22 protein-coding genes and 1 pseudogene are annotated in these 19,568 nt (G+C 67.0%); 17 read left to right on the plus strand and 6 right to left on the minus strand.

What is annotated here, in order from left to right:
- The first annotated feature begins 2 nt into the window (after positions 1-2).
- Entirely contained in the window at positions 3-1,370 is a 1,368-nt protein-coding gene (locus P1X14_RS02605) for an MFS transporter (protein WP_277313751.1), read from the plus strand.
- Here the strand turns inward: P1X14_RS02605 and tpiA are convergent.
- Positions 1,336-2,088 (minus strand): triose-phosphate isomerase, encoded by a 753-nt coding sequence (gene tpiA, locus P1X14_RS02610; RefSeq protein WP_277313752.1) that lies wholly within the window; start codon positions 2,086-2,088, stop codon positions 1,336-1,338. The genes P1X14_RS02605 and tpiA overlap by 35 nt on opposite strands.
- Positions 2,089-2,220: 132 nt before the next feature.
- Between tpiA and P1X14_RS02615 the strand changes: the two genes are divergently transcribed.
- Positions 2,221-4,158, plus strand: a complete 1,938-nt coding sequence (locus P1X14_RS02615; protein WP_277313753.1) for a peptidylprolyl isomerase — start codon at positions 2,221-2,223, stop codon at positions 4,156-4,158.
- Between the two features lie 4 nt (positions 4,159-4,162).
- Positions 4,163-5,662 carry an anthranilate synthase component I gene (trpE, locus tag P1X14_RS02620; protein ID WP_277313754.1) on the plus strand — a complete coding sequence of 500 codons (1,500 nt, stop codon included), beginning with the start codon at positions 4,163-4,165 and terminating at the stop codon, positions 5,660-5,662.
- Positions 5,663-5,824: 162 nt separating this feature from the next.
- Here the strand turns inward: trpE and P1X14_RS02625 are convergent, their stop codons facing one another.
- On the minus strand, positions 5,825-6,241 hold the full coding sequence (locus P1X14_RS02625) for a hypothetical protein (protein WP_277313755.1): 417 nt from the start codon (positions 6,239-6,241) through the stop codon (positions 5,825-5,827).
- 110 nt (positions 6,242-6,351) lie between these two features.
- On the opposite strand from P1X14_RS02625, the gene P1X14_RS02630 reads away from it, so the two are divergent.
- The 3 genes from P1X14_RS02630 (at position 6,352) to P1X14_RS02640 (ending at position 8,884) form a co-directional block, all read left to right on the plus strand.
- Positions 6,352-7,116 carry a phosphodiester glycosidase family protein gene (locus P1X14_RS02630; RefSeq protein WP_277313756.1) on the plus strand — a complete coding sequence of 255 codons (765 nt, stop codon included), beginning with the start codon at positions 6,352-6,354 and terminating at the stop codon, positions 7,114-7,116.
- A gap of 9 nt (positions 7,117-7,125) precedes the next feature.
- Positions 7,126-8,190 carry an alpha/beta fold hydrolase gene (locus P1X14_RS02635; RefSeq protein ID WP_277313757.1) on the plus strand — a complete coding sequence of 355 codons (1,065 nt, stop codon included), beginning with the start codon at positions 7,126-7,128 and terminating at the stop codon, positions 8,188-8,190.
- 109 nt (positions 8,191-8,299) lie between these two features.
- Positions 8,300-8,884: an aminodeoxychorismate/anthranilate synthase component II gene (locus P1X14_RS02640; RefSeq protein ID WP_277313758.1), complete on the plus strand. Its 585-nt coding sequence runs from the start codon at positions 8,300-8,302 to the stop codon at positions 8,882-8,884.
- A gap of 5 nt (positions 8,885-8,889) precedes the next feature.
- On the opposite strand, the gene P1X14_RS02645 is transcribed toward P1X14_RS02640, so the two are convergent.
- A complete protein-coding gene (locus P1X14_RS02645; protein ID WP_277313759.1) occupies positions 8,890-9,663 on the minus strand; it encodes a hypothetical protein in 774 nt (257 codons plus the stop codon).
- 31 nt (positions 9,664-9,694) lie between these two features.
- A complete protein-coding gene (locus tag P1X14_RS02650) occupies positions 9,695-10,072 on the minus strand; it encodes a VOC family protein (protein ID WP_277313760.1) in 378 nt (125 codons plus the stop codon).
- 179 nt (positions 10,073-10,251) lie between these two features.
- Here P1X14_RS02650 and P1X14_RS02655 point away from each other — a divergent pair, with 179 nt between their 5' ends.
- The 4 genes from P1X14_RS02655 to moaC all read left to right on the plus strand — a co-directional run bounded on the left by P1X14_RS02655 (position 10,252) and on the right by moaC (position 12,987).
- The gene (locus P1X14_RS02655) at positions 10,252-10,647 is read left to right on the plus strand and encodes a hypothetical protein (protein ID WP_277313761.1); all 396 of its coding nucleotides are present in this window, start codon (positions 10,252-10,254) and stop codon (positions 10,645-10,647) included.
- Between the two features lie 98 nt (positions 10,648-10,745).
- On the plus strand, positions 10,746-11,738 hold the full coding sequence (trpD, locus tag P1X14_RS02660) for an anthranilate phosphoribosyltransferase (RefSeq protein ID WP_277313762.1): 993 nt from the start codon (positions 10,746-10,748) through the stop codon (positions 11,736-11,738).
- On the plus strand, positions 11,738-12,523 hold the full coding sequence (gene trpC, locus P1X14_RS02665) for an indole-3-glycerol phosphate synthase TrpC (RefSeq protein WP_277313763.1): 786 nt from the start codon (positions 11,738-11,740) through the stop codon (positions 12,521-12,523). The genes trpD and trpC overlap by 1 nt, the downstream gene beginning before the upstream one ends.
- A complete protein-coding gene (moaC, locus tag P1X14_RS02670; protein WP_277313764.1) occupies positions 12,520-12,987 on the plus strand; it encodes a cyclic pyranopterin monophosphate synthase MoaC in 468 nt (155 codons plus the stop codon). The genes trpC and moaC overlap by 4 nt, the downstream gene beginning before the upstream one ends.
- A gap of 3 nt (positions 12,988-12,990) precedes the next feature.
- Here moaC and P1X14_RS02675 read toward each other — a convergent pair whose 3' ends face one another.
- Positions 12,991-13,182 carry a hypothetical protein gene (locus tag P1X14_RS02675; RefSeq protein ID WP_277313765.1) on the minus strand — a complete coding sequence of 64 codons (192 nt, stop codon included), beginning with the start codon at positions 13,180-13,182 and terminating at the stop codon, positions 12,991-12,993.
- Between the two features lie 135 nt (positions 13,183-13,317).
- Between P1X14_RS02675 and P1X14_RS02680 the strand changes: the two genes are divergently transcribed.
- The 4 genes from P1X14_RS02680 (at position 13,318) to P1X14_RS02695 (ending at position 16,634) form a co-directional block, all read left to right on the plus strand.
- Positions 13,318-14,244, plus strand: coding sequence for a hypothetical protein (locus P1X14_RS02680; RefSeq protein ID WP_277313766.1), 927 nt, complete (start codon positions 13,318-13,320; stop codon positions 14,242-14,244).
- A 90-nt stretch (positions 14,245-14,334) separates the two neighbouring features.
- Positions 14,335-14,508 (plus strand): hypothetical protein, encoded by a 174-nt coding sequence (locus tag P1X14_RS02685; RefSeq protein ID WP_277313767.1) that lies wholly within the window; start codon positions 14,335-14,337, stop codon positions 14,506-14,508.
- Between the two features lie 128 nt (positions 14,509-14,636).
- Positions 14,637-16,238 carry an ABC-F family ATP-binding cassette domain-containing protein gene (locus P1X14_RS02690; protein WP_277313768.1) on the plus strand — a complete coding sequence of 534 codons (1,602 nt, stop codon included), beginning with the start codon at positions 14,637-14,639 and terminating at the stop codon, positions 16,236-16,238.
- 6 nt (positions 16,239-16,244) lie between these two features.
- A complete protein-coding gene (locus P1X14_RS02695) occupies positions 16,245-16,634 on the plus strand; it encodes a VOC family protein (protein ID WP_277313769.1) in 390 nt (129 codons plus the stop codon).
- Between the two features lies 1 nt (position 16,635).
- On the opposite strand, the gene P1X14_RS02700 is transcribed toward P1X14_RS02695, so the two are convergent.
- Positions 16,636-17,187 carry a DNA-3-methyladenine glycosylase I gene (locus P1X14_RS02700; protein ID WP_277313770.1) on the minus strand — a complete coding sequence of 184 codons (552 nt, stop codon included), beginning with the start codon at positions 17,185-17,187 and terminating at the stop codon, positions 16,636-16,638.
- 107 nt (positions 17,188-17,294) lie between these two features.
- Here P1X14_RS02700 and P1X14_RS02705 point away from each other — a divergent pair, with 107 nt between their 5' ends.
- The 3 genes and pseudogenes from P1X14_RS02705 to P1X14_RS02715 form a co-directional block, all read left to right on the plus strand.
- Positions 17,295-17,954: a glutathione S-transferase family protein gene (locus P1X14_RS02705; RefSeq protein WP_277313771.1), complete on the plus strand. Its 660-nt coding sequence runs from the start codon at positions 17,295-17,297 to the stop codon at positions 17,952-17,954.
- Between the two features lie 126 nt (positions 17,955-18,080).
- The gene (locus P1X14_RS02710) at positions 18,081-19,004 is read left to right on the plus strand and encodes a PilZ domain-containing protein (protein ID WP_277313772.1); all 924 of its coding nucleotides are present in this window, start codon (positions 18,081-18,083) and stop codon (positions 19,002-19,004) included.
- 60 nt (positions 19,005-19,064) lie between these two features.
- A pseudogene (locus P1X14_RS02715) lies at positions 19,065-19,568 on the plus strand (molybdopterin molybdenumtransferase MoeA); the annotation flags it as partial.

A 19,568-nucleotide genomic window follows, 5' to 3' on the forward strand; every position in this document is an offset into this window, starting at 1 on the left:
CCATGTCCGGCGCGAAGCACCCCACCCTCACGCTGATCGCCTGTATCCTCGCTTCCAGCCTGGCGTTCATCGATGGATCGGTGACCAACGTCGCCCTGCCCGCGATCGGCAAGGATCTCGGCGCGACGCCTGCCGAACTGCAATGGACGATCAACGCCTATCTGCTCCCGCTCTCCGCCCTGCTGCTGCTCGGCGGCGCGGCGGGGGATCATTTCGGGCGGCGCAGGCTGCTGATCGCCGGGATCGGCCTGTTCGCACTCGCATCGGTGCTGTGCGCCATCGCCTCGGACCTGACCCTGCTGCTCGCTGCCCGCGCCTTGCAAGGGATCGGCGCAGCGATCCTGCTGCCGAACAGCCTCGCGACCCTCGGCCACGCCTTCACCGGTGAAGCCCGCGGCAAAGCCATCGGCACCTGGGCAGCGGCCGGTGCCGTGGCAGGCGCAGTCGGCCCGCCGCTCGGCGGCTGGCTGGTCGACAGTGTCGGCTGGCGCTCGATCTTCTTCGTCAACATTCCCGTCGCCCTGCTCGCGATGGGGATCGCGTGGCGCTATGCCGAGGAAAGCATCGCGGGCGAACTGCCGCTCGACTGGCCCGGCGCGGCCACCGCCACCGTATCGCTGGGCGCCGTCACCTGGGGCCTGACGATCTGGTCGAGCCATGGCACCGCCGACATGGAAAGCATCGCCGCCATCGCCATCGGCCTGCTGCTCGCTTTGCTGTTCGTCCGGATCGAGCATCGGCGCGGCGACCGGGCGATGATGCCGCTCGAACTGTTCGGATCGCGCGCCTTTGCCGGGCTGACGATCCTCACCTTCCTGCTCTACGGTGCGCTGGGCGGGGTACTCCTCCTCCTGCCCTATGTGCTGATCGAGGCAAGCGGCTATTCGGCGCTCGACGCCGGCCTCGCCCTGCTGCCCTTGCCGCTCGGCATGGCCATCGCCTCGCGCATCACCGGCGGCCTCACCACCCGGCTCGGCCCGCGCCTGCCGCTCGGTTTCGGCTCGCTGATCGTCGCGGCGGGCTTCGCGCTGCTGATGCTGGTCGAGGCGGATGCGAATTACTGGGCGGCGGTGTTCCCCGGCACGCTGGTGATCGCCATCGGCATGTCGTGCGTCGCTGCACCGCTCACCACCGCAGTGCTGGCCTCGGTCGACGATCGCCACACCGGTACCGCCTCGGGCTTCAACAGCGCGGTGGCGCGCACCGGCGGGCTGATCGCCACGGCCATCGCAGGCGCAGTGATCGCGGCGGCGGGCGCAGCGCTGATCGCTGCGTTCCACGCCGCCGCATTGGTCGGTGCCACGCTCGCCGCCTTGTCCGGCGCAGCGGCGTTCCTCACCCTTGGCGAAGTGAAGCCGCCGCCTCGATGATCGGCACGAACTTCTCGGCGGTCAGGCTCGCGCCGCCGACCAGCGCGCCATCGACATTGTCCACCGCCAGGATCGCAGCCGCATTCGCGCCGGTCACCGATCCGCCATAGAGGATACGGATCCCGTCGGCCGCATCGCCGACCATCTGGCGCAGCTTGGCCCGCGCGATTGCGTGGATCGCCGCGATATCCTCCAGCGTCGGGGTCTTGCCCGTACCGATTGCCCAGCGCGGTTCATAGGCGATGGTCAGCCAGTCGCCCGAGGCGCCATCGGGCAGCGACTTCTCAATCTGCGACTGCACGATCCGCTCGGCGCGGCCCGCATCACGTTCGGCATCGGTCTCGCCGCAGCACAGGATCACCTTCAGCCCACCACGATGCGCCGCCGCCGATTTGGCCCAGGCGTCATGGCTGGTCTCATGCTGGTCGCCGCGCCGCTCGCTATGGCCGACAATGGTCAGCGTCGCGCCGATCTCGGTCAGCATCGCCGCCGAGATACAGCCGGTATGCGCGCCCTTGTCGTTCTCGTGCAGGTCCTGCGCGCCGATCGGCAGCCCGGCGCCGACGCCCGCCGCAGCCTCGATCAGCGTGAACGGCACGCACAGCGCCACATCAACGTCCGGATTCGCCCGCGCCGCCGCGGCGATCTCCGCAACCTGGGGCAGATCGCCCTTCATCCCGTGCATCTTCCAGTTGCCGGCTACCAGCTTGCGGCGCATTCTCGTCTCCCCAGATTCCGATGTCTGTCCAGTTCGGACAATCCGATAGCGAGCAAGCGCGCGCACGCAAGCTTGAAGGGCGCGCCACACACCCCTAAAGCACCCCCAACACTATCGAACGATCGGCCCCCAATGCTCAGTTTCTTTCGTAACTTCACCAAGTCGCGCGTCGGCATCATTGTCGTGTTCCTGGTGCTCGGCGTCATCGCCGTCGCCTTCGCGCTGGGCGACGTCACCGGCCTGCGCTCGGCCGGCGGTCCCAACGCCGTGCTGGTCAAGGTCGGCAAGCAGACGATCACCGAAGCCGATCTGCGTGAGACGATCGATCGCTGGATGACCGAGCAGCGCAATCGCGGCGCCGTGATCACGATGGAGGATTTCCTCGCGCGCGATGGCGTCAACGCCATTCTCAACGAGATGATCGTGGCCCGTGCCGTTCAGGAATATGGCATCGATGCCGGCATGTTCGTCGATCGCAAGACGATCGATTCTGAAATCGCCAACGATCCCGCCTTCCACGGCATCGACGGCCGCTTCGATCAGCAGAAGTACGAAGCGCTGCTGAGCCAGCGCCGCATGTCGCCGGCCCGCCTCCATGCCGAGATTTCGCAGAACACCTATGGCCGCTGGCTGCTCGATCGTCCGGGCCGCCCGTCCTATGTGCCCAACGGCATCGTGGCGCCCTATGCATCGCGCGGTCTCGAGCGCCGTCAAGGCCAGGCCACGCTGATCCGCCTCGTTGACATGGACGTCGGCCCCGCGCCGGACGAGAAGACGCTCACCGCCTTCTACAACCAGCATCGCGCCAGCTATATGGTGCCGGAACGCCGCGTGATCCGTTACGCGATCGTCCGCCCGGATCAGTTCAAGGCCAGCGCCGCAGCGACCGATGCCGAGATCGCCGATGCCTTCGCCAAGTCCGGCCCGCGCTTCGCCGCGACCGAGAAGCGCACGATCAGCCAGATCGTGCTGACCGATCAGGCGACCGCGAACGCCGTCGCCGCCGAAGTGAAGGCCGGCAAGACGATTGCCGACATCGCCGCCGCTCGCGGCCTTCAGCCGACCAAGTTCGACGCCATCGAAAAGACCGCGCTCACCACCCAGAGCAATGCCGCCGTCGCCAACGCCGCCTTCGGCGCGGCACAGGGCGCCGTGGTCGGCCCGGTCCGCTCGCCGTTCGGCTGGGCGGTGCTCAAGGTCGAGAAGGTCGACGTGATCCCGGCCAAGACGCTGGAGCAGGCCCGCCCGGATCTCGCCAAGGAGATCGAGGCGCGCAAGACCGTGGCCGCGCTGGTCGCCCAGCGTCAGGCGATTGAGGATTCGATCGGCAACGAAGACACGTTCGACGAAATGGCCGCCAAGGCGAAGGTACAGGCTCAGTCCACCCCTGCGCTCACCATCGCCGGCATCAATCCCGACGACGCCAATTCGAAGCCCGATGCCGCGCTCCTGCCGATCGTGCAGGCCGGTTTCGCCGCCGATGCCGACAGCCAGGAGCCGCAACTGGTTCCGCTGGATCAGGAAGGCAGCTTCGCCGTGCTGGTCGTCGGCAAGGTGACCCAGCCGACCCCGCGTCCCTTCGCCAGCATCCGCGACGATGTCCGCCGCGACTATCAGCACGATGTGGCGATGAAGCAGGCCCGCAACGCGGCGCAGAAGCTGATCGCCGAGCTGAAGAAGGGCACGCCGATGCCCGAGGCGATCCGCAAGGCCGGGATCAAGGCCCTGCCGCCGCGCGACTTCAACCTGGCCTATGCCGATCTGAACAAGGATACGCCGCGTCAGGTGCGTCTGGCCTTCTCGATCGCGCCCAAGTCCGCACGCCTGATCGAAAGCCCGGAGGGCAATGGCTTCTTCGTCGTCTATGTCAGCTCGGTCGAGCAGCATGACGCGTCGGGCAATGCCGCGCTGATGAACGGCCGCCGCACCGAACTGGGCCAGTCCAGCTATGGCGAACAGGCGATGCAGTTCATCCAGGCGATGCAGAAGCATGTGAAGGTGACCCGCGACGAAGCCGCGATCACCCGTTTCCGCGCCCAGCTCTCGGGCCAGGGCACGTCGGGCCAGTAAGCCGGTGACCGAAGGGATCGAAGCCGCCCGGGCCGCACTCGGTGCCGGGCGGCCAGCCCTGCTCTGGCGGCGCATGGTCGCCGATACCGAGACGCCGGTTGCCGCCGCGCTCAAGCTGATCGAGCCGGGCCGCGGCGATTTCCTGCTCGAATCGGTCGAGGGTGGATCGGTCCGCGGACGCCACAGCCTGATCGGCCTCGCCCCCGATCTCGTCTTCCGCGCCACCGGCAACGAAGCCGCGATCAACCCGCACTGGCTGACCGACCGCGAAGCCTTCGCGCCCAGCGCCGCGCCGACGATCGATGCGCTGCGCGATCTGGTCGCAGGCTGCCGCATGGACGTGCCCGCGGAACTGCCGCGCGCGCTCGCCTGCCTCGTCGGCTATTTCAGCTACGAGACGATCGGGCTGGTCGAGAAACTGCCGCGCCCGCCCGCGAATCCGGTCGGCGTACCGGACATGATCTTCGTGCGCCCTACCGTGATCCTGATCTTCGACCGGCTGGCCGATACGCTGTTCCTCGTCGCCCCGGTCTGGCCCGGCGACAACAGCGAAGCCGCGCTGACCACCGCTGCCGAACGGATCGACGCCACCGCCGCCCGCCTCGCCACCGCGCCGCTACCGGCTCCGGTCCGCGCCGATCCCGGCGAGGTCGCGCTCACGCCGGTGCTGCCCGAGGGCCGCTATGGCGCAATGGTCGACGCGGCAAAGGATTACATCGCGGCGGGCGACATCTTTCAGGTGGTGCTGGCGCAGCGCTTCACCACGCCCTTCGCGCTGCCGCCGTTCGAGCTCTACCGCTCGCTGCGCCGGATCAATCCGTCGCCCTTCCTCTACCATCTCGATCTGCCCGGCTTTTCGCTGACCGGCTCCTCGCCCGAAATCCTGGTCCGTGCGCGCGACGGCGAAGTCACGATCCGCCCGATCGCCGGCACCCGCCCACGCGGCAAGACCGCCGCCGAGGACGAAGCCAATCGCGCCAGCCTGCTCGCCGATCCCAAGGAGTGCGCCGAGCATCTGATGCTGCTCGATCTCGGCCGCAACGATGTCGGCCGCGTGGCCGAGGCGGGCAGCGTGCGGGTGACCGACAGCTACACCGTCGAATTCTACAGCCACGTCATGCACATCGTGTCGAACGTGGTCGGCCAGCTCGCACCGGGCAAAGACGCCATCGATGCGCTGTTCGCGGGCTTCCCCGCGGGCACCGTCAGCGGCGCACCCAAGGTCCGCGCGTGCGAGATCATTGCCGAGCTCGAATCCGAAACGCGCGGCCCCTATGCGGGCGGCGTCGGCTATTTCTCGCCCGACGGATCGATGGATTCGTGCATCGTCCTGCGCACTGCGCTGGTGAAGGACGCCGTGATGCATGTGCAGGCAGGCGCGGGCATCGTCGCGGATTCGGACCCGGCCTATGAACAGCGCGAATGCGAAGCCAAGGCCGGCGCCCTCTTCGCCGCCGCGCGCGAAGCCGTCGCGCGGGCAAGCGAAGCCGGGTTCGGGCAGTAGCCGCCTTTCACTCAATAATATTGCCCTCCCCAGCGAAGGCTGGGGTCCAGTTGCACAGGTAGTTGCAACGAAGGGCAACGCTCTCCAACCAACGTCTCGCAACTGGGCCCCAGCCTTCGCTGGGGAAGGGAAGTTGCTGAAACGGAAGCGGTAGCTAGAACATCAATTCTCGGGCGCCATCTCGCGATTGCGCTTGGTCTCTGCTTCCAGCCGGTCCTGATACCAGGCGCGGATCATCTGGCGGGTACAGCCGCTCTGGCCGCCCGTTCCGATCGGCGAGCAGCTGTTGGGCAGGCCAGCGCGATTGACTTCCTCGACCACTTCCATGCGCCGCGACCAGCTCTGCGCCGCCGGGCCCTCGGCCGGCTGGTTCCGGAAACGCTTGGGGATGCGATAGGGCGAATCGCCGCCGCTCGCGCACACCACGATCTCGTCCGGATCGGTCGCGGGCGGGCATTTCTCGTCCCCGAAGGTGATGACGCTGCGGACGCGCTTGGGCGGCCCCTCCTGCGCATCCTGCGCCATTGCGGGCATCGCGATCAGGATCAGCGGGGCGGCGAAAAGAAACTTGGCGAACATGTAACCTCCAGTACCGGCCCCGTAACAACGCCCCTGCGCCGGCACGGTTGCCGTGGTACTATGGCCGCAATGCGGCTTGTTTCGGGGATCACACTGATTAAGTCGGGCGGATGACGATGTTCGCCCGGCTGGCCCTTGCCGCCGCCCTTCTTACCCTCGCCGCCTGCGGTGCACCGACCAGCCGGAACGGCATCGATGCGGCGTGCGAGAAGATCGAATTCGAAAGCAGCGAGTTCACCGTCTGTCATGCCCAGCCCGGCAAGCACGACCTGCTGCTCGTCAACAATGGCGAGAACGGCAAGCCGATGCGCAACTTCGATTCGCTCGACAAGCGGCTGGGCGACCGCTTCGCGCGCGTCGCCTTCGCGATGAATGCCGGCATGTATGATCCCAAGGGCCACCCGATCGGCTATTATGTCGAGGATGGCGCCGAACAGGCCCCGCTCAATCGCCGCGAAGGCCCCGGCAATTTCCACCTGAAACCCAATGGCGTCTTCTATGGCGATGCGAGCGGCTGGCACGTTGCCACCACCGAACAGTTCGCCGCGGGCAAGCCCGATCATGTCCGCTTCGCCACCCAGTCCGGCCCGATGCTGCTGATCGGCGGCAAGCTCCATCCGCAGATTTCGGAAAATGGCGTTTCGCTCCAGATCCGCAACGGCGTCGGCGTGTCCGCGGACGGCAGCGCATGGTTCGCGATCAGCGACGAGCCGGTCTCGTTCGGCCGCTTCGCCCGCCTGTTCCGCGATAGGCTGAAGGCGCCCGACGCGCTCTATCTCGACGGCGCGGTCTCGCGACTGTGGGATCCCGTAGCGCAGCGCAAGGACGGCGGGCCGGAGATCGGCCCGATTGTGGTAGCGCTGCAAAGGAAATAGGCTGGCGGCATGACCCGCCTCCTCGCGCTGCTCGCCCTCCTGTTCGCCGCCCTGCCCGCCGCGGCCCAGCCCTGGCCCACGAAGGAAGGCGATTTCGTCATCCGCGATTTCCGCTTCCGCACCGGCGAGACCCTGCCCGAGCTGCGCATCCACTACACCACGCTCGGCACACCGCATCGGGGCAAGGATGGCAAGATCGACAATGCGGTGATGGTGCTTCACGGCACCGGCGGCACCGGAAAGCAGTTCCTCGTCCCGCAATTCGCCGACGAACTCTATGGCCCCGGCGCGCCGCTCGACATCACCAAATACTACGTCATCCTGCCCGACAATATCGGCCACGGCATGTCGTCCCGGCCGAGTGATGGCCTGCGCATGGGCTTCCCGAAATACGACTATGACGACATGGTCGAGGCCCAGCGCCGCCTCCTCGTCGACGGGCTGGGAGTGGACAGCCTCCAGCTGATCCTCGGCACCTCGATGGGCTGCATGCACGCCTTCATGTGGGGCACCGAGCATCCCGGCTTCGCAAAGCGGCTCGCCCCCTTCGCCTGCCAGCCGGTCGAGATCGCTGGCCGCAACCGCATGTGGCGCAAGATGATCCTCGACGCGATCCAGGCAGATCCCGTGTGGAACGGCGGCAATTACACTGCCCAGCCGCCGAACGGCCTGCGCACCGCTGCCTATCTGTCGGTGATCGCAGGCGGCAATCCGGTCGCGCTGCAAGCCAATTTCCCGACCCGCGCCAAGGCCGAGGAAGCGCTCGCCGCCGCATTCGCCAGCCGCGGCGCGGGCGTCGATGCCAACAATGCCCTCTATTATTACGACGCCTCGCGCACCTACGATCCCTCGCCCGGCCTCGAGCGGATCACCGTCCCGGTGCTGTGGATCAACTCGGCGGACGATTTCATCAACCCGCCCGAACTCGGCATCGCCGAACGCGAAGTGAAGCGCATGCCCCGCGCCCGCTTCATCCTGATCCCCGCCAGCGCCGAGACCAAGGGCCACGGCACCCACACCTGGGCGAAGTTCTGGAAGGCCGAACTGGCCGAGCTTCTGGCGACCAACCCCTGACCCCCATCGTCACCCCAGCGAAAGCTGGGGTCTCAGGCGGCAAGCGCGCGTTCCGGGGCACGAGATCCCAGCTTTCGCTGGGATGACGCACAAGCTAAGGGCATCGCCCATGATCCTCGTCATCGACAATTACGACAGCTTCACCTGGAACCTGGTCCATTACCTGATGGAGCTGGGCGCCGAGGTGAAGGTGGTGCGCAACGACGCGCTCACGGCGCAGGATGCGATCGCCAGCAATGCGCAGGCCTTCCTGATCTCGCCCGGCCCCTGCACGCCCAACGAAGCCGGGATCAGCCTCGATCTGGTCGCCGCCTGCGCCGAACTGAAGAAGCCGTTGCTCGGCGTCTGTCTCGGCCATCAGTCGATCGGCCAGCATTTCGGCGGCAACGTGGTCCGCGGCGGGCTGATGCACGGCAAGACCTGCCCGGTCGAGCATGACGGCACCGGCCTGTTCGCCGGCCTCCCCTCGCCCTTCACCGCGACCCGCTATCACTCGCTGATCGTCACCGACATCCCCGAGGACCTGGTGGTCAACGCCACCGCCAGCGACGCATCGGTGATGGGGTTCCGCCACCGCGAACTGCCGATCCACGGCGTCCAGTTCCACCCGGAAAGCATCGCCACCGAACATGGTCATGCCATGCTGGCGAACTTCATGCGCGTTGCTGGGATCGAGGCGAAGACGCTGGCCTGATCCGGTCAGCGGGTCAGGCTGACCGGCACCACCGCATAGCTCGCCATCGGCTTGCCGTCCGCGCCCAGCGGCGCCCGGAATGTCGCGCGCTTCATCGCGATCGCACAGGCCGGATCGCCGATCCGCGGATCGGTCGTGTTCACTGCCTTGCAGGTGCCCGGCGCACCCTCCGGTGTGGTCGTGACGAGCAGCACCGCCTTCCCGCTGGCCACCCCACGCGGCAGGATCGCGCGCCCGTCCTCGGGCCGGAACCAGTTCTGCGGCGATCCCGCCAGTCCGGCCAGCTTGCCATCGCGCCACAATGCAGGGTCTGCGCCCCAGCCCGTCAGCAGATCGCTCGTGCACCCCTCCAGCGCAGTCTGCGCCGCACCGAAGCCCTCGGTCGACAGGTCGAGCGACGGACCGATCTTCACCGTTTCCGCCGACGCCAGATTCCAGATCAGCTCCCGCGTCGGAAACAGCTTCACCAGCCGCAACTTCGGGTCCGCAACCTCGAACGCGCCATAACCCGTCTCGGCGCTGCCCGCCGGAGACCAGCGCAGGGCGATCTTGCCGCGCCCATCGGGCAGCAATGCCTTCGGCGCGGTCACGAACATCGTCGTGTTGCTGCCGGTGAGCCATGTCTCGAACCCGACCGTGACGGCGGTGCCGCCCGCATCGCGGCGCACTGCCCGGCATCCCGCCTCATGCTCCTCCAGCTCCCATGAACCAGCGGGTTTCAGCATCGGCGGCGGGGTCTGCACAGCAAGCAGGGCAGTAAAGAGCGTCAGTATCGTCATCGGCACATCGTCCGCGACCGCCTTGCCCCGGTCAAGCGGTCTGCGCGAGACTCAGCACATTGCCGTCCGGATCGGCGAAAAAGGCCACCTTGGTCCCATCGGGCGAGGTCCACACCCCGTCCGCGCCCTGACCCAGACCCTCATAGATGGTGAAGGTGACGCCCTTCGCGACCAATGCCTTCACAGCCTCGCCCATGTCCGGGACGTTCCATCCCAGCATCGGGTGCGGCCGCGCGGTATAGTCAGGCAGCGCCGTCATGCGGATCAGCGCGCTCCCCATGTCGAGGAAGTCGCCATAGGCATCGCTGCTCTTGAGCGGAAAGCCCAGCACGTCGCGATAGAAAGTCAAAGCCCGCTCACGCTCGGCAACATTGACGAACACCACCGGCACTGCCTCACCCAGCTTCATTGCATTCACTCCCTTGTGATGCCCGCTGGCTAACGCAGCCCGCCTGCCGCGCGCCATCGCCCACATGGGTGATTTCGCACATTTTGCGACAATATTGCCGGTTCGTTGCAATCCCCCGGCGACGTTCGACGCCCATTCGTCTCCCATCGCCCGATCCCGGGCGCCCTGTGGAGATTGCAATGAATCCGAAACTGAAGCTGGCAGGCGCCGCGCTGGGTGGCGTCGTCGTCACCCTTGTGGTGGGCTGCATCGCCTCTGTCAGCATGGACAAGGGCCTTGGCCCGTTCCGCGGTATCGATGCCGATAATGACGGTCTGATCACCCGCGCCGAATGGCTCCAGACTGCCGGCACGCGCTTCGACGCGCTCGACGCGAACAAGGATGGCAAGCTGGTGGTCGGTGAGATCCCGGCGGCGCCGCGCCGCGGACCGGGTGGTCATCGCCATGGCCATGGCGGACCGGACGACTGGGGCCGCGGCGCGCCGCCGCCTGAAGCTCAGCCGGCGCCCGCCGCTCCGGCACCTGCTGCTCCGGCACCGGCCCCCGCGGCCGCGCCGGTCTCGAACACGAACTGATCGCCCCGCCGGGTCGCTCCGCCTTTGGAACCGGAGCGACCCGAACGGCCAAGCAATCCTTTCTCGACTCATCCCGCCGGGAACGGGATAGAGGCCGCGTGACCCGTTTCTCGATCCTTCCCGATCCATCCTCGCCGCTCGCCCGCGAAACCGCGGCGCAGGCCTTTGCCGATCTGCTCGATGGCGGCGTCGCCGAAGCCGAGATCGAGGCGTTCCTGATCGCCCTCAGCGACCGTGGCGAGACCAGCATCGAAATCGCCGAGGCTGCCCGCGCCATGCGCGCCCGGCTGATCCCGATCACCGCCCCCGAAGGCGCCATCGACGTCTGCGGCACCGGTGGCGACGGGCATCACACACTCAACGTCTCCACCGCCGTCAGCCTGGTCGTGGCGGCTGCCGGCGTGCCGGTCGCCAAGCATGGCAACCGCGCCGCCTCGTCCAAGGCGGGCGCCGCCGACACGCTCGAAGCGCTGGGCCTGAACCTTGATCGCGCCGCCGCGCGTGCCGAGGAATCGCTCCACGATCTCGGCATCGCCTTCCTCTTCGCCCAGCATCACCACCCGGCGATGGCGCGGATCGGCCCGATCCGCCGCCGCATCGGCCGCCGCACCATCTTCAACCTGATGGGTCCGCTGGCGAACCCCGCCCATGTCACCCGCCAGCTGATCGGCATCGCCCGCCCCGACTATGCCCCGGTCTATGCCGAGGCACTCGCCCAGCTCGGCACGCACAGCGCCGCAGTGATCTCCGGCGACGAAGGGCTGGACGAACTCTCCACCGAAGGCGCCAGCGTCGCGGTCAATGTCGGCACCGCCAGCCTGCCCACGCGCATCGTGCCCGAGGACGCCGGCCTGCCCCGCCATCCGCTCAGCGCGATCCGCGGCGGCGATCCGATGGAGAACGCGCTGGCGCTACGCCGCCTGCTGCAAGGCGAGAAATCCGCCTATCGCGATGCGGTGATCCTCAACGCAGCGGCCGCGCTTATGGTCGCCGGCCGCGCCGATGACCTACGCGAAGGCGCCGAGGAAGCAGCCGAGTTTCTTGACAACGGGCTTGCCAATACGCTGCTCGACTGCTGGATCGCCTTCTGATGGCCGACATGCTCGACAAGATTCTGGACACCAAGCGCGAGGAAGTCGCCGCCCGCAAGCGCGCGACCACCGTCGCCCAGCTCGGCGCGCTGGCGCTGGCCCAGACGCCCCCACGCGGCTTCCGCGCTGCGCTCGATGCGAAAGCGGCAACGGGTTACGGCCTGATCGCCGAGGTCAAGAAGGCCAGCCCGTCCAAGGGTCTGATCCGCGCCGATTTCGATCCGCCCGCCCATGCCCGCGCCTATGAAGCTGGCGGCGCCGCCTGCCTCTCGGTCCTGACCGACGGGCCCTATTTTCAGGGGCATGAGGATTACCTCATCGCCGCCCGCGCCGCCGTATCGATCCCGGTGATCCGCAAGGATTTCATGGTCGATCCATGGCAAGTGATCGAAGCGCGCAGCATCGGCGCCGACGCGATCCTGATCATCGTCGCCGCGCTCGAGGACGGCCAGATGGCCGAGATCGAAGCGACCGCGTTCGAGCTGGGCATGGACGTGCTGGTCGAGGTCCATGACGAGTCCGAACTGGATCGCGCGCTGGCGCTCAAGTCGCGGCTGATCGGCGTGAATAACCGTAATCTCAAAGACTTCACCGTCTCTTTTGATCGCACCTACGAACTGGTCGGCCGCGCACCCGAAGGCTGTACCTTCGTCGCCGAATCGGGCCTCACCACCCGCGCCGATCTCGACGCGATGGCCGAACATGGCGTGCGCTGCTTCCTGATCGGCGAAGCGCTGATGCGCCAAGGCGACGTCGAAGCCGCCACGCGGGAACTGATCGGGTGACCGAGCTCACCCACCTCGACGAGACCGGTGCCGCGCGCATGGTCGATGTCGGCGGTAAGGCTATCACCGCCCGCGAAGCCGTGGCCACCGGCCGCATCACCATGTCTGCCGAGGCCGCCACCGCAATCGCGCAGGGCCTGGTCAAGAAAGGCGACGTCCTTGCCGTCGCCCGTATCGCCGGGATCATGGCCGCGAAGAAAACCAGCGATCTGATCCCGCTGTGCCACCCGCTGCCGCTCACCAAAGTCTTGATCGATCTGGCCCCCGACGCCACCGGCGTCACCGCCACCGCCACCGCCGCGACTGACGGCAAGACCGGCGTCGAAATGGAAGCGCTGACCGCAGTCAGCACCGCCCTGCTCACCATCTACGACATGGCCAAAGCGATCGATAAGGGCATGACCATCGGCGAGATCCGCCTGATCTCGAAGACTGGCGGCAAGTCGGGCGACTGGAAGGCTTAGGGTCTAGCCCCGTCCGCGTCGAACCCGTTGGCTGCGCAGCCCCGCTGCAATCGCCATTCCGGCGGCAATCGCCAGCCCCATGCAGACGCCGTCTAACACATCGCCCGGCGAATCCAGCCCGTTGGCCAGCGCCTTGCCCACGAACCCGCCGGCAAAGCCGCCGCAGATCATCCAGATAGCGAGATTCCGGGTCATGACCCTGTCGTATCTCAGCCCGAGCCTCCCCTCAATATCTCGCCGATTACCCAAAATGGCGATTTTTTCGCCGCCCGCAGTCGCCCCCCCTTTGGGGTACTGCTAGGGTCGCTCCCCAACCACCAAGGCCCGCCGATGACCGACGCTCGTGCCGAAGCGCACCCGCCGATCCGCCTGATGACCCGCTGCCTCGCCGAAATGCAGACATCGATCGTGGCCGCCGGGATTCGGGCGTTCAAGGGCGATCTCGACCGGTTCGTCATCTACACGCTGATCGTCCGCCAGGGCACGCTGGAGTGGGAAAGCGGCACCGCGGTCGCCGGCGCAATCTCCGCCCATTCGCTCGCCGCTTCGCTCTCCCGCCCGTTCGAGACGGTGCGCCGCCATGTGCAGGCGCTGATCGAGGCCGGATTGTGCCGCCGCGTCACCGGCGGCGTGGTCCTCACCGAAGGCGCACTCGACCGCACCGATATCCGCGAACTGCTGGTCGTCGCGCATGACAGCCTGGTCCGGCTGATCGAGGAGATGGCCCGCTTCGGCATCGAGCTTCCCGAGCCGCGCGTCACTGCCACACCCTACGACCCCGCATTCGGGCTTCAGGCCGCGGCGGACATGATGCTCGCGGTGGTCGATTCGAACATGCAGGCGCATCGCGAGTGGCTCAATCTGGTAATCTTCTCCACGATCCTGTGCGCCAATGCCCGCCCCTATTCGGACGATCCGGTCCTCGCGATGCGCTATTCCGACCAGACCCAGGTGCCGCCCGATTCGATCCGCAGCGCGGTCCGCGCCAGTGTCGTCGCGCGCACGCTGGGCCTGCCCGACAGCACCTTGCGGCGCCATGTCGCCACGCTGCTGCAATATGGATCGGTGCGGCGCGTGCGCGGCGGCCTGCTGGTCGACAAGGACTGGCTGAACACCCCCGCCGCGGTCGCGATCAGCCGCACCAGCTATGGCAATATCCGCCGTATCCTGAACGTGCTGCAGGGCCGCAGCTTCCCGTTCGGCGATCCCGCAAGCGCCTATGTCCGCGGCCGTCCCGACCCGGCACCCTTCGTCTGAACTCGCCATTTCGGGTAAAGCGGCGACTTGCTTTCGCCGTTTCGTCATCGCAACAGTCACAAAAGGTTAACACGCTTTCTGGTGACTTAAATGTTTGATTATGTTGATCATTATACCGACGAACTGACGATGTCCGCACCGCTCGACGCCTTGCACGAAGCGACACAGGACGAGGCCGAAGAGATCATCGGCCTGCCATCCAAACTACGCCGCCCCGGCTCCTTCTGGGGCAAGCTCGGCTATATCAGCCAGATGGGTGCCTGAGCTGAACTTGATCGCGACGGCCCCCGCGCCTATCTGCAGCGCACCTCGTTCCGATTGGACCCGACCGACAATGTGATCCCCGTCCCGACAGCATCGCCCAGCCGCTTTGCCTCTCGGGGAGGAATCTCTTGTCTGCCGTCACCCTTTCCAATCTCAGCTGGTCCACGCCCGATGGCGTCCCGGTTCTTTCCGATCTGAACCTCGGCTTCGCTGCCGAGCGCACCGGACTTGTCGGCCGCAACGGCGCCGGCAAGACCAGCCTGCTGCGCCTGCTTTCCGGCGACCTTCAGCCGCAATCGGGCAGCGTCACCGTCGCCGGCACCATCGCAACCCTGCGCCAGTCGCTCGCCCCGCAATCGGGCGAGACCGTCGCGACGCTGTTCGGCGTCGCGGATGCGCTCGCGCTGCTCCGCCGTGCCGAATCCGGCGAAGCCACAATGGACGAACTCGCCGAGGCGGACTGGACGCTCGAATCGCGCATCGAATCCGCGCTCGCCCAGCTTCGCCTCGACACGCCACTCGATACGCCGCTCGCTTCATTGTCCGGCGGCCAGCGTACCCGCGCCGCGCTAGCCGCTGCGATCTTCGCCGATCCCGATTTCCTGCTGCTCGACGAACCGACCAACAATCTCGACCGTGACGGCCGCGATGCGGTGCTGTCGCTGCTCGCCGGCTGGCGTGCCGGCGCGATCGTGGTCAGCCACGACCGCGAACTGCTCGATACGATGGACGCCATCGTCGAGCTCAACAGCCTCGGCGCAACGCGCTATGGCGGCAACTGGTCGGCCTATCGCGAACGCAAGGCGCTCGAACTCGCCGCCGCCCGCCACGATCTCGCCGATGCCGAACGCCGGGTGGCCGAAGCGGCGCGCACCGCGCAGCAACAGGCCGAACGCAAGGCGCGCAAGGATGGCGCGGGCAAGCGCAAGGCCGCAAAGGGCGACATCCCCAAGATCGTCCTCGGCATGATGAAGAACCGCGCCGAGAACAGTAGCGGTGAAGCGGCTCGCCTCGCCGAACGTCAGCGCAGCGAAGCCCGCGATGCCGCCAGCACCGCTCGCGAAAAGATCGAAATCCTGCAACCGCTGACCGTCTCACTGCCGCCCAGCGGCCTTCCCGCGAACCGCAACGTGCTCGAAATCCGTGACGCCACCACCGGCTATGATCGCGCCATCCTCTCCGGCTTCTCGCTTGACCTGACCGGCCCGGAGCGCGTCGCGGTAACCGGCCCGAACGGCAGCGGCAAATCGACGCTGCTGGCCCTGATCACCGGCCGCCTCCAGCCATGGTCCGGTACGGTGCGCGTCACCGATCGCGTGGCGATGCTCGACCAGCACGCAAACATCCTCGATCCGTCCGCGTCGATCCGCGACAATTTCACCCGTCTCAATCCCGGCGCGACCGAAAATGCCTGCCGCGCCGCCCTCGCCCGCTTCGCCTTCCGCGCCGACGCCGCGCTGCAGATCGCGGGCACATTATCCGGCGGCCAGCGCCTCCGCGCCGCGCTCGCCTGCACGCTGGGGGGCGAAACCCCGCCCTGGCTCCTGATCCTCGACGAACCGACCAACCATCTCGATATCGAGTCGATCGAAGCGGTGGAGGCCGGCCTGATCGCCTATGACGGGGCGCTGCTGGTGGTCAGCCACGATACCGCGTTCCTCGAAGCAATTGCGGTCGAACGCCGCATCGCGTTGCCGGACGGTGAAACCGATCCAGCCCGGGCGGGTTGAATCCCCATGCTCGATCACAGCGGATTCGTCGTCACCGACCTCGCCAAGGCCCGCGCCTTCTACGACGCGATTGCCCGGCCGCTTGGCTTGGCCACCGTCGACAATGGCGACAGCGCCTTCCTGCTCGGCCGCGGCCCGGAGGAATATCCCTATCTGTGGATCGGCATCCTCCGCCCGTCCTACTGGGTCGAAGGGTCGCGCGCAGGGATCAACCAGATGCACTTCGCCTTCTCGGCCGCCAGCAAGGCAGCGGTCGATGCCTTCCACAAGGCTGCGCTGGAGGCCGGCGGCGAGGACAATGGCCCGCCGGGGCCTCGCGAAGGCGCCGGGAACTATTATGGCGCGTTCGTCCTCGATCCCGACGGCAACAATATCGAGGCCTGCTACCGCTGGTAAGTCACACCGCGTTCCGCCGGAAGCAATCCGGTGCATGGTCGTTCACCATCCCCACCGCCTGCATCCATGCATAGACGATCACCGGCCCCACAAACTTGAACCCGCGGGCCTTCAGCGCCTTGGACATTGCTTCGGATTCCGGAGTCTTCGCCAGGATGTGCAGCCCGTCATGGATCACCGTCTCGCCCCCGGCCAGACCCCAGACCCAGTCCGAGAAATTCTCGCCATCCGACTGCATCTGCTGGTAAATCTTCGCCGCAGCGATCGTCGCCTCGATCTTCGCCCGCGCGCGGATGATGCCCTCGTCCGCCATCAGCCGCTCGACATCGGCGTCATCGAACGCCGCGACCTTCGCCGGATCGAACCCCGCGAACGCGCGCCGGAAACCTTCACGCCGGTACAGGATCGTCCGCCACGAAAGCCCCGCCTGAAAGCCTTCGAGCATCAGCATTTCCCACAGCATCCGCCCGTCGCGAACCGGCACGCCCCATTCCGCGTCGTGATAGGCCGCCATCACCGGATCGCCTTCAGCCCATGCGCACCGAACCGTCACTCAGAACCTCCCATGATGCGATCCACGTCCCGCAATGACCTACCGCGCTTGCGCACCATCGGAAAGCGTATTACTTAGCTCTTAGGCTAACTAATATGAGTCGTCCCATGAAGCTCCAGCTCTTCGGTCACCCCTTCTCCTCCTACACACAAAAGGCGCTGATCGCCCTTTACGAGAATGCGGTGGACTTCGATTTCCGCCTGATCGAGCCGCAAGAGGAAGCCAATTGCCGCGAGTTCGCAGCACTTGCGCCGATGGGCAAATTCCCGGTGCTGCTCGATCGCGGCCGCACGATCATCGAATCGACCGGTATCATCGAATATCTCGCGATTCACCATCCCGGCCCGGTCGCGCTGATCCCCGCCGATCCCGATGCCGCGCTCGACGCCCGCATCTTCGATCGCGTGTTCGACAATTACATTATGGATGCGATGCAGCCGCTGGTGAACAACATGCTCCGCCCCACGGAGCATCGCGATCCGCATATCGCAACCTATGTCCACCGCGCGCTCGACCGCGCCTATGCTTGGCTCGACACCCATATGGCCGGGCGAGAATGGGCCGCGGGCGACAGCTTCGGCCTGGCCGATTGCGCCGCCGCGCCGTCGCTCTTCTATGCCGACTGGGCCTATGAGATCCCGGCCTCGCACGTCCATCTCAAGGCCTATCGCGCGCGCCTGCTCGCCCGTCCCTCCTTCGCCCGCGCAGTCGATGGCGGACGCCCGTACCACCACTATTTCCCCCTTGGGGCACCCACTAGGGATTAACCGAAATTAGGAGGTTAACGGGCTGTAGGATTAAGACTTTCTTCAGGCCCGGAGACCCACCCTCGCCGCGGGATTCGGTGGGGTTTGTGTATGACGCAGGGGCTTAGGTCTGCGACGATTTTCTGCTTGAGCGCAGATCTTCCGGCATCGATTCCATCATCCGCAACGGCCGATCAGTTCGATCCCGCAACGCTTGTCGGCGAAACCAGCCGCGAGGCCTGCCATGTCCGCAAGCTCAGCGCCGCCGGCGCCACGCTGCGCACGCTCGCCCCGATCGAGGAGGGCAGCCGGTTCACCCTGCTGCTCGACAATGGCCAAGCGATCGAAGGCGAGATCAGCTGGACCGACGAGGACGAAGCCGGTTTCCTGTTCGACACGCCGATCGACGTGGTCGGCGCGCTCGCTCGCAACCTCGCCCATCTGCCCGCCGAACGCCGCCGCGTGCCCCGCGTCGAGTTGCACCAGACCGTCTCGATCCGCCGTGGCAACAAGGTCCAGTTCGCCCGTACCCGCGACGTCTCTCAGGCGGGCGTCGGCATCGATATCGAATTCGCGCTGGAAACGGACGAGGACGTCCAGATCGCCTTTGACGGCCTCCGCCCGATCGAGGGTCAGGTCCGCTGGTCGCAGGGCCGCCACGCCGGCATCGCATTCGAAAGCGAGCTTGGCTGGCAGATCCTCATGCCATGGCTGCGTCAGGTCCAGGGCCGCCCGTCGCGCATCCACGCGATCCGCAATCTCGGCATCCATGAGGAGGAAAAGGGCTTCGGCCTGAAGGCGGACAAGGCCGCGCTCCATCTCGATGCCCCCGGCAGCGTCCGCGAAGGCGCCCGCTGGTGGAATGTCCGCGTCCGCAGCCTCACCTCGGGGCTGGTCGAGTTCGAAGCCGATGCCTCCATCGAAAAGGGCGCCGCGCTGTGGATCACCCTGCCCGGCACCACCGGCTGGCCCGGCACGGTGATCGAGGCCGATCAGGGCCGCTACCTCGCCGAATTCCGCATCCCCCTGCGCCAGCACGAACTGGACCGGATCGCAGCGCGGGATCTCTAGGTCCGCGTCGCCGAATATTCCCCTGTTCCAACCCACCTGATCTGTGCCACCGCTTTCGCGATGGCCACCCTCCTCCCCGTAGCCGAAGCCCAGTCGCGCCTGCTCGCGCTCACCGAACCACTGCCGGTCGAAACCGTGCCGCTGGCGCGAGCCGCAAACCGCTACGCCGCTGACCCCATCGCCGCGCTGCGCACCCAGCCTGCCGCCGATCTCTCGGCGATGGACGGCTATGCGATCCGCTTCGCCGACATGCCCGGGCCGTGGCAGGTGATCGGTGAGAGTGCCGCCGGACGCAGCTTCGCGGGGCGGGTTGCGCGCGGACAGGCCGTCCGCATCTTCACCGGCGCCCATGTCCCCGCGGGCGCGGACACCGTCCTCGTCCAGGAGGAAGCCACCCGCTACGGCGGCGCGCTCCACCTTACCGGCGAAGGACCGCCCCATCAGGGTCGCAACATCCGCCGCCGCGGTCTCGATTTTACCGAAGGCGACACGCTGATCGAAGCGGGCGAGCCGCTCACCCCAGCCCGGCTCGCGCTCGCGGGCGTGGCCGGCCATGCCGCCCTG

It is taken from the genome of Sphingomonas sp. AOB5 (assembly GCF_029433115.1).
In the GTDB taxonomy this organism is placed as follows: Bacteria; Pseudomonadota; Alphaproteobacteria; order Sphingomonadales; family Sphingomonadaceae; genus Sphingomonas.

Bases quoted from the DNA above. Each gene is read 5' to 3' on its own strand.
- P1X14_RS02605 (WP_277313751.1), top strand. From the start codon at position 3: ATGTCCGGCGCGAAGCACCCCACCCTCACGCTGATCGCCTGTATCCTC.
- tpiA (WP_277313752.1), bottom strand. From the start codon at position 2,088: ATGCGCCGCAAGCTGGTAGCCGGCAACTGGAAGATGCACGGGATGAAG.
- P1X14_RS02615 (WP_277313753.1), top strand. From the start codon at position 2,221: ATGCTCAGTTTCTTTCGTAACTTCACCAAGTCGCGCGTCGGCATCATT.
- P1X14_RS02625 (WP_277313755.1), bottom strand. From the start codon at position 6,241: ATGTTCGCCAAGTTTCTTTTCGCCGCCCCGCTGATCCTGATCGCGATG.
- P1X14_RS02630 (WP_277313756.1), top strand. From the start codon at position 6,352: ATGACGATGTTCGCCCGGCTGGCCCTTGCCGCCGCCCTTCTTACCCTC.
- P1X14_RS02635 (WP_277313757.1), top strand. From the start codon at position 7,126: ATGACCCGCCTCCTCGCGCTGCTCGCCCTCCTGTTCGCCGCCCTGCCC.
- P1X14_RS02640 (WP_277313758.1), top strand. From the start codon at position 8,300: ATGATCCTCGTCATCGACAATTACGACAGCTTCACCTGGAACCTGGTC.
- P1X14_RS02645 (WP_277313759.1), bottom strand. From the start codon at position 9,663: ATGACGATACTGACGCTCTTTACTGCCCTGCTTGCTGTGCAGACCCCG.
- P1X14_RS02650 (WP_277313760.1), bottom strand. From the start codon at position 10,072: ATGAAGCTGGGTGAGGCAGTGCCGGTGGTGTTCGTCAATGTTGCCGAG.
- P1X14_RS02655 (WP_277313761.1), top strand. From the start codon at position 10,252: ATGAATCCGAAACTGAAGCTGGCAGGCGCCGCGCTGGGTGGCGTCGTC.
- trpC (WP_277313763.1), top strand. From the start codon at position 11,738: ATGGCCGACATGCTCGACAAGATTCTGGACACCAAGCGCGAGGAAGTC.
- P1X14_RS02675 (WP_277313765.1), bottom strand. From the start codon at position 13,182: ATGACCCGGAATCTCGCTATCTGGATGATCTGCGGCGGCTTTGCCGGC.
- P1X14_RS02680 (WP_277313766.1), top strand. From the start codon at position 13,318: ATGACCGACGCTCGTGCCGAAGCGCACCCGCCGATCCGCCTGATGACC.
- P1X14_RS02685 (WP_277313767.1), top strand. From the start codon at position 14,335: ATGTTTGATTATGTTGATCATTATACCGACGAACTGACGATGTCCGCA.
- P1X14_RS02695 (WP_277313769.1), top strand. From the start codon at position 16,245: ATGCTCGATCACAGCGGATTCGTCGTCACCGACCTCGCCAAGGCCCGC.
- P1X14_RS02705 (WP_277313771.1), top strand. From the start codon at position 17,295: ATGAAGCTCCAGCTCTTCGGTCACCCCTTCTCCTCCTACACACAAAAG.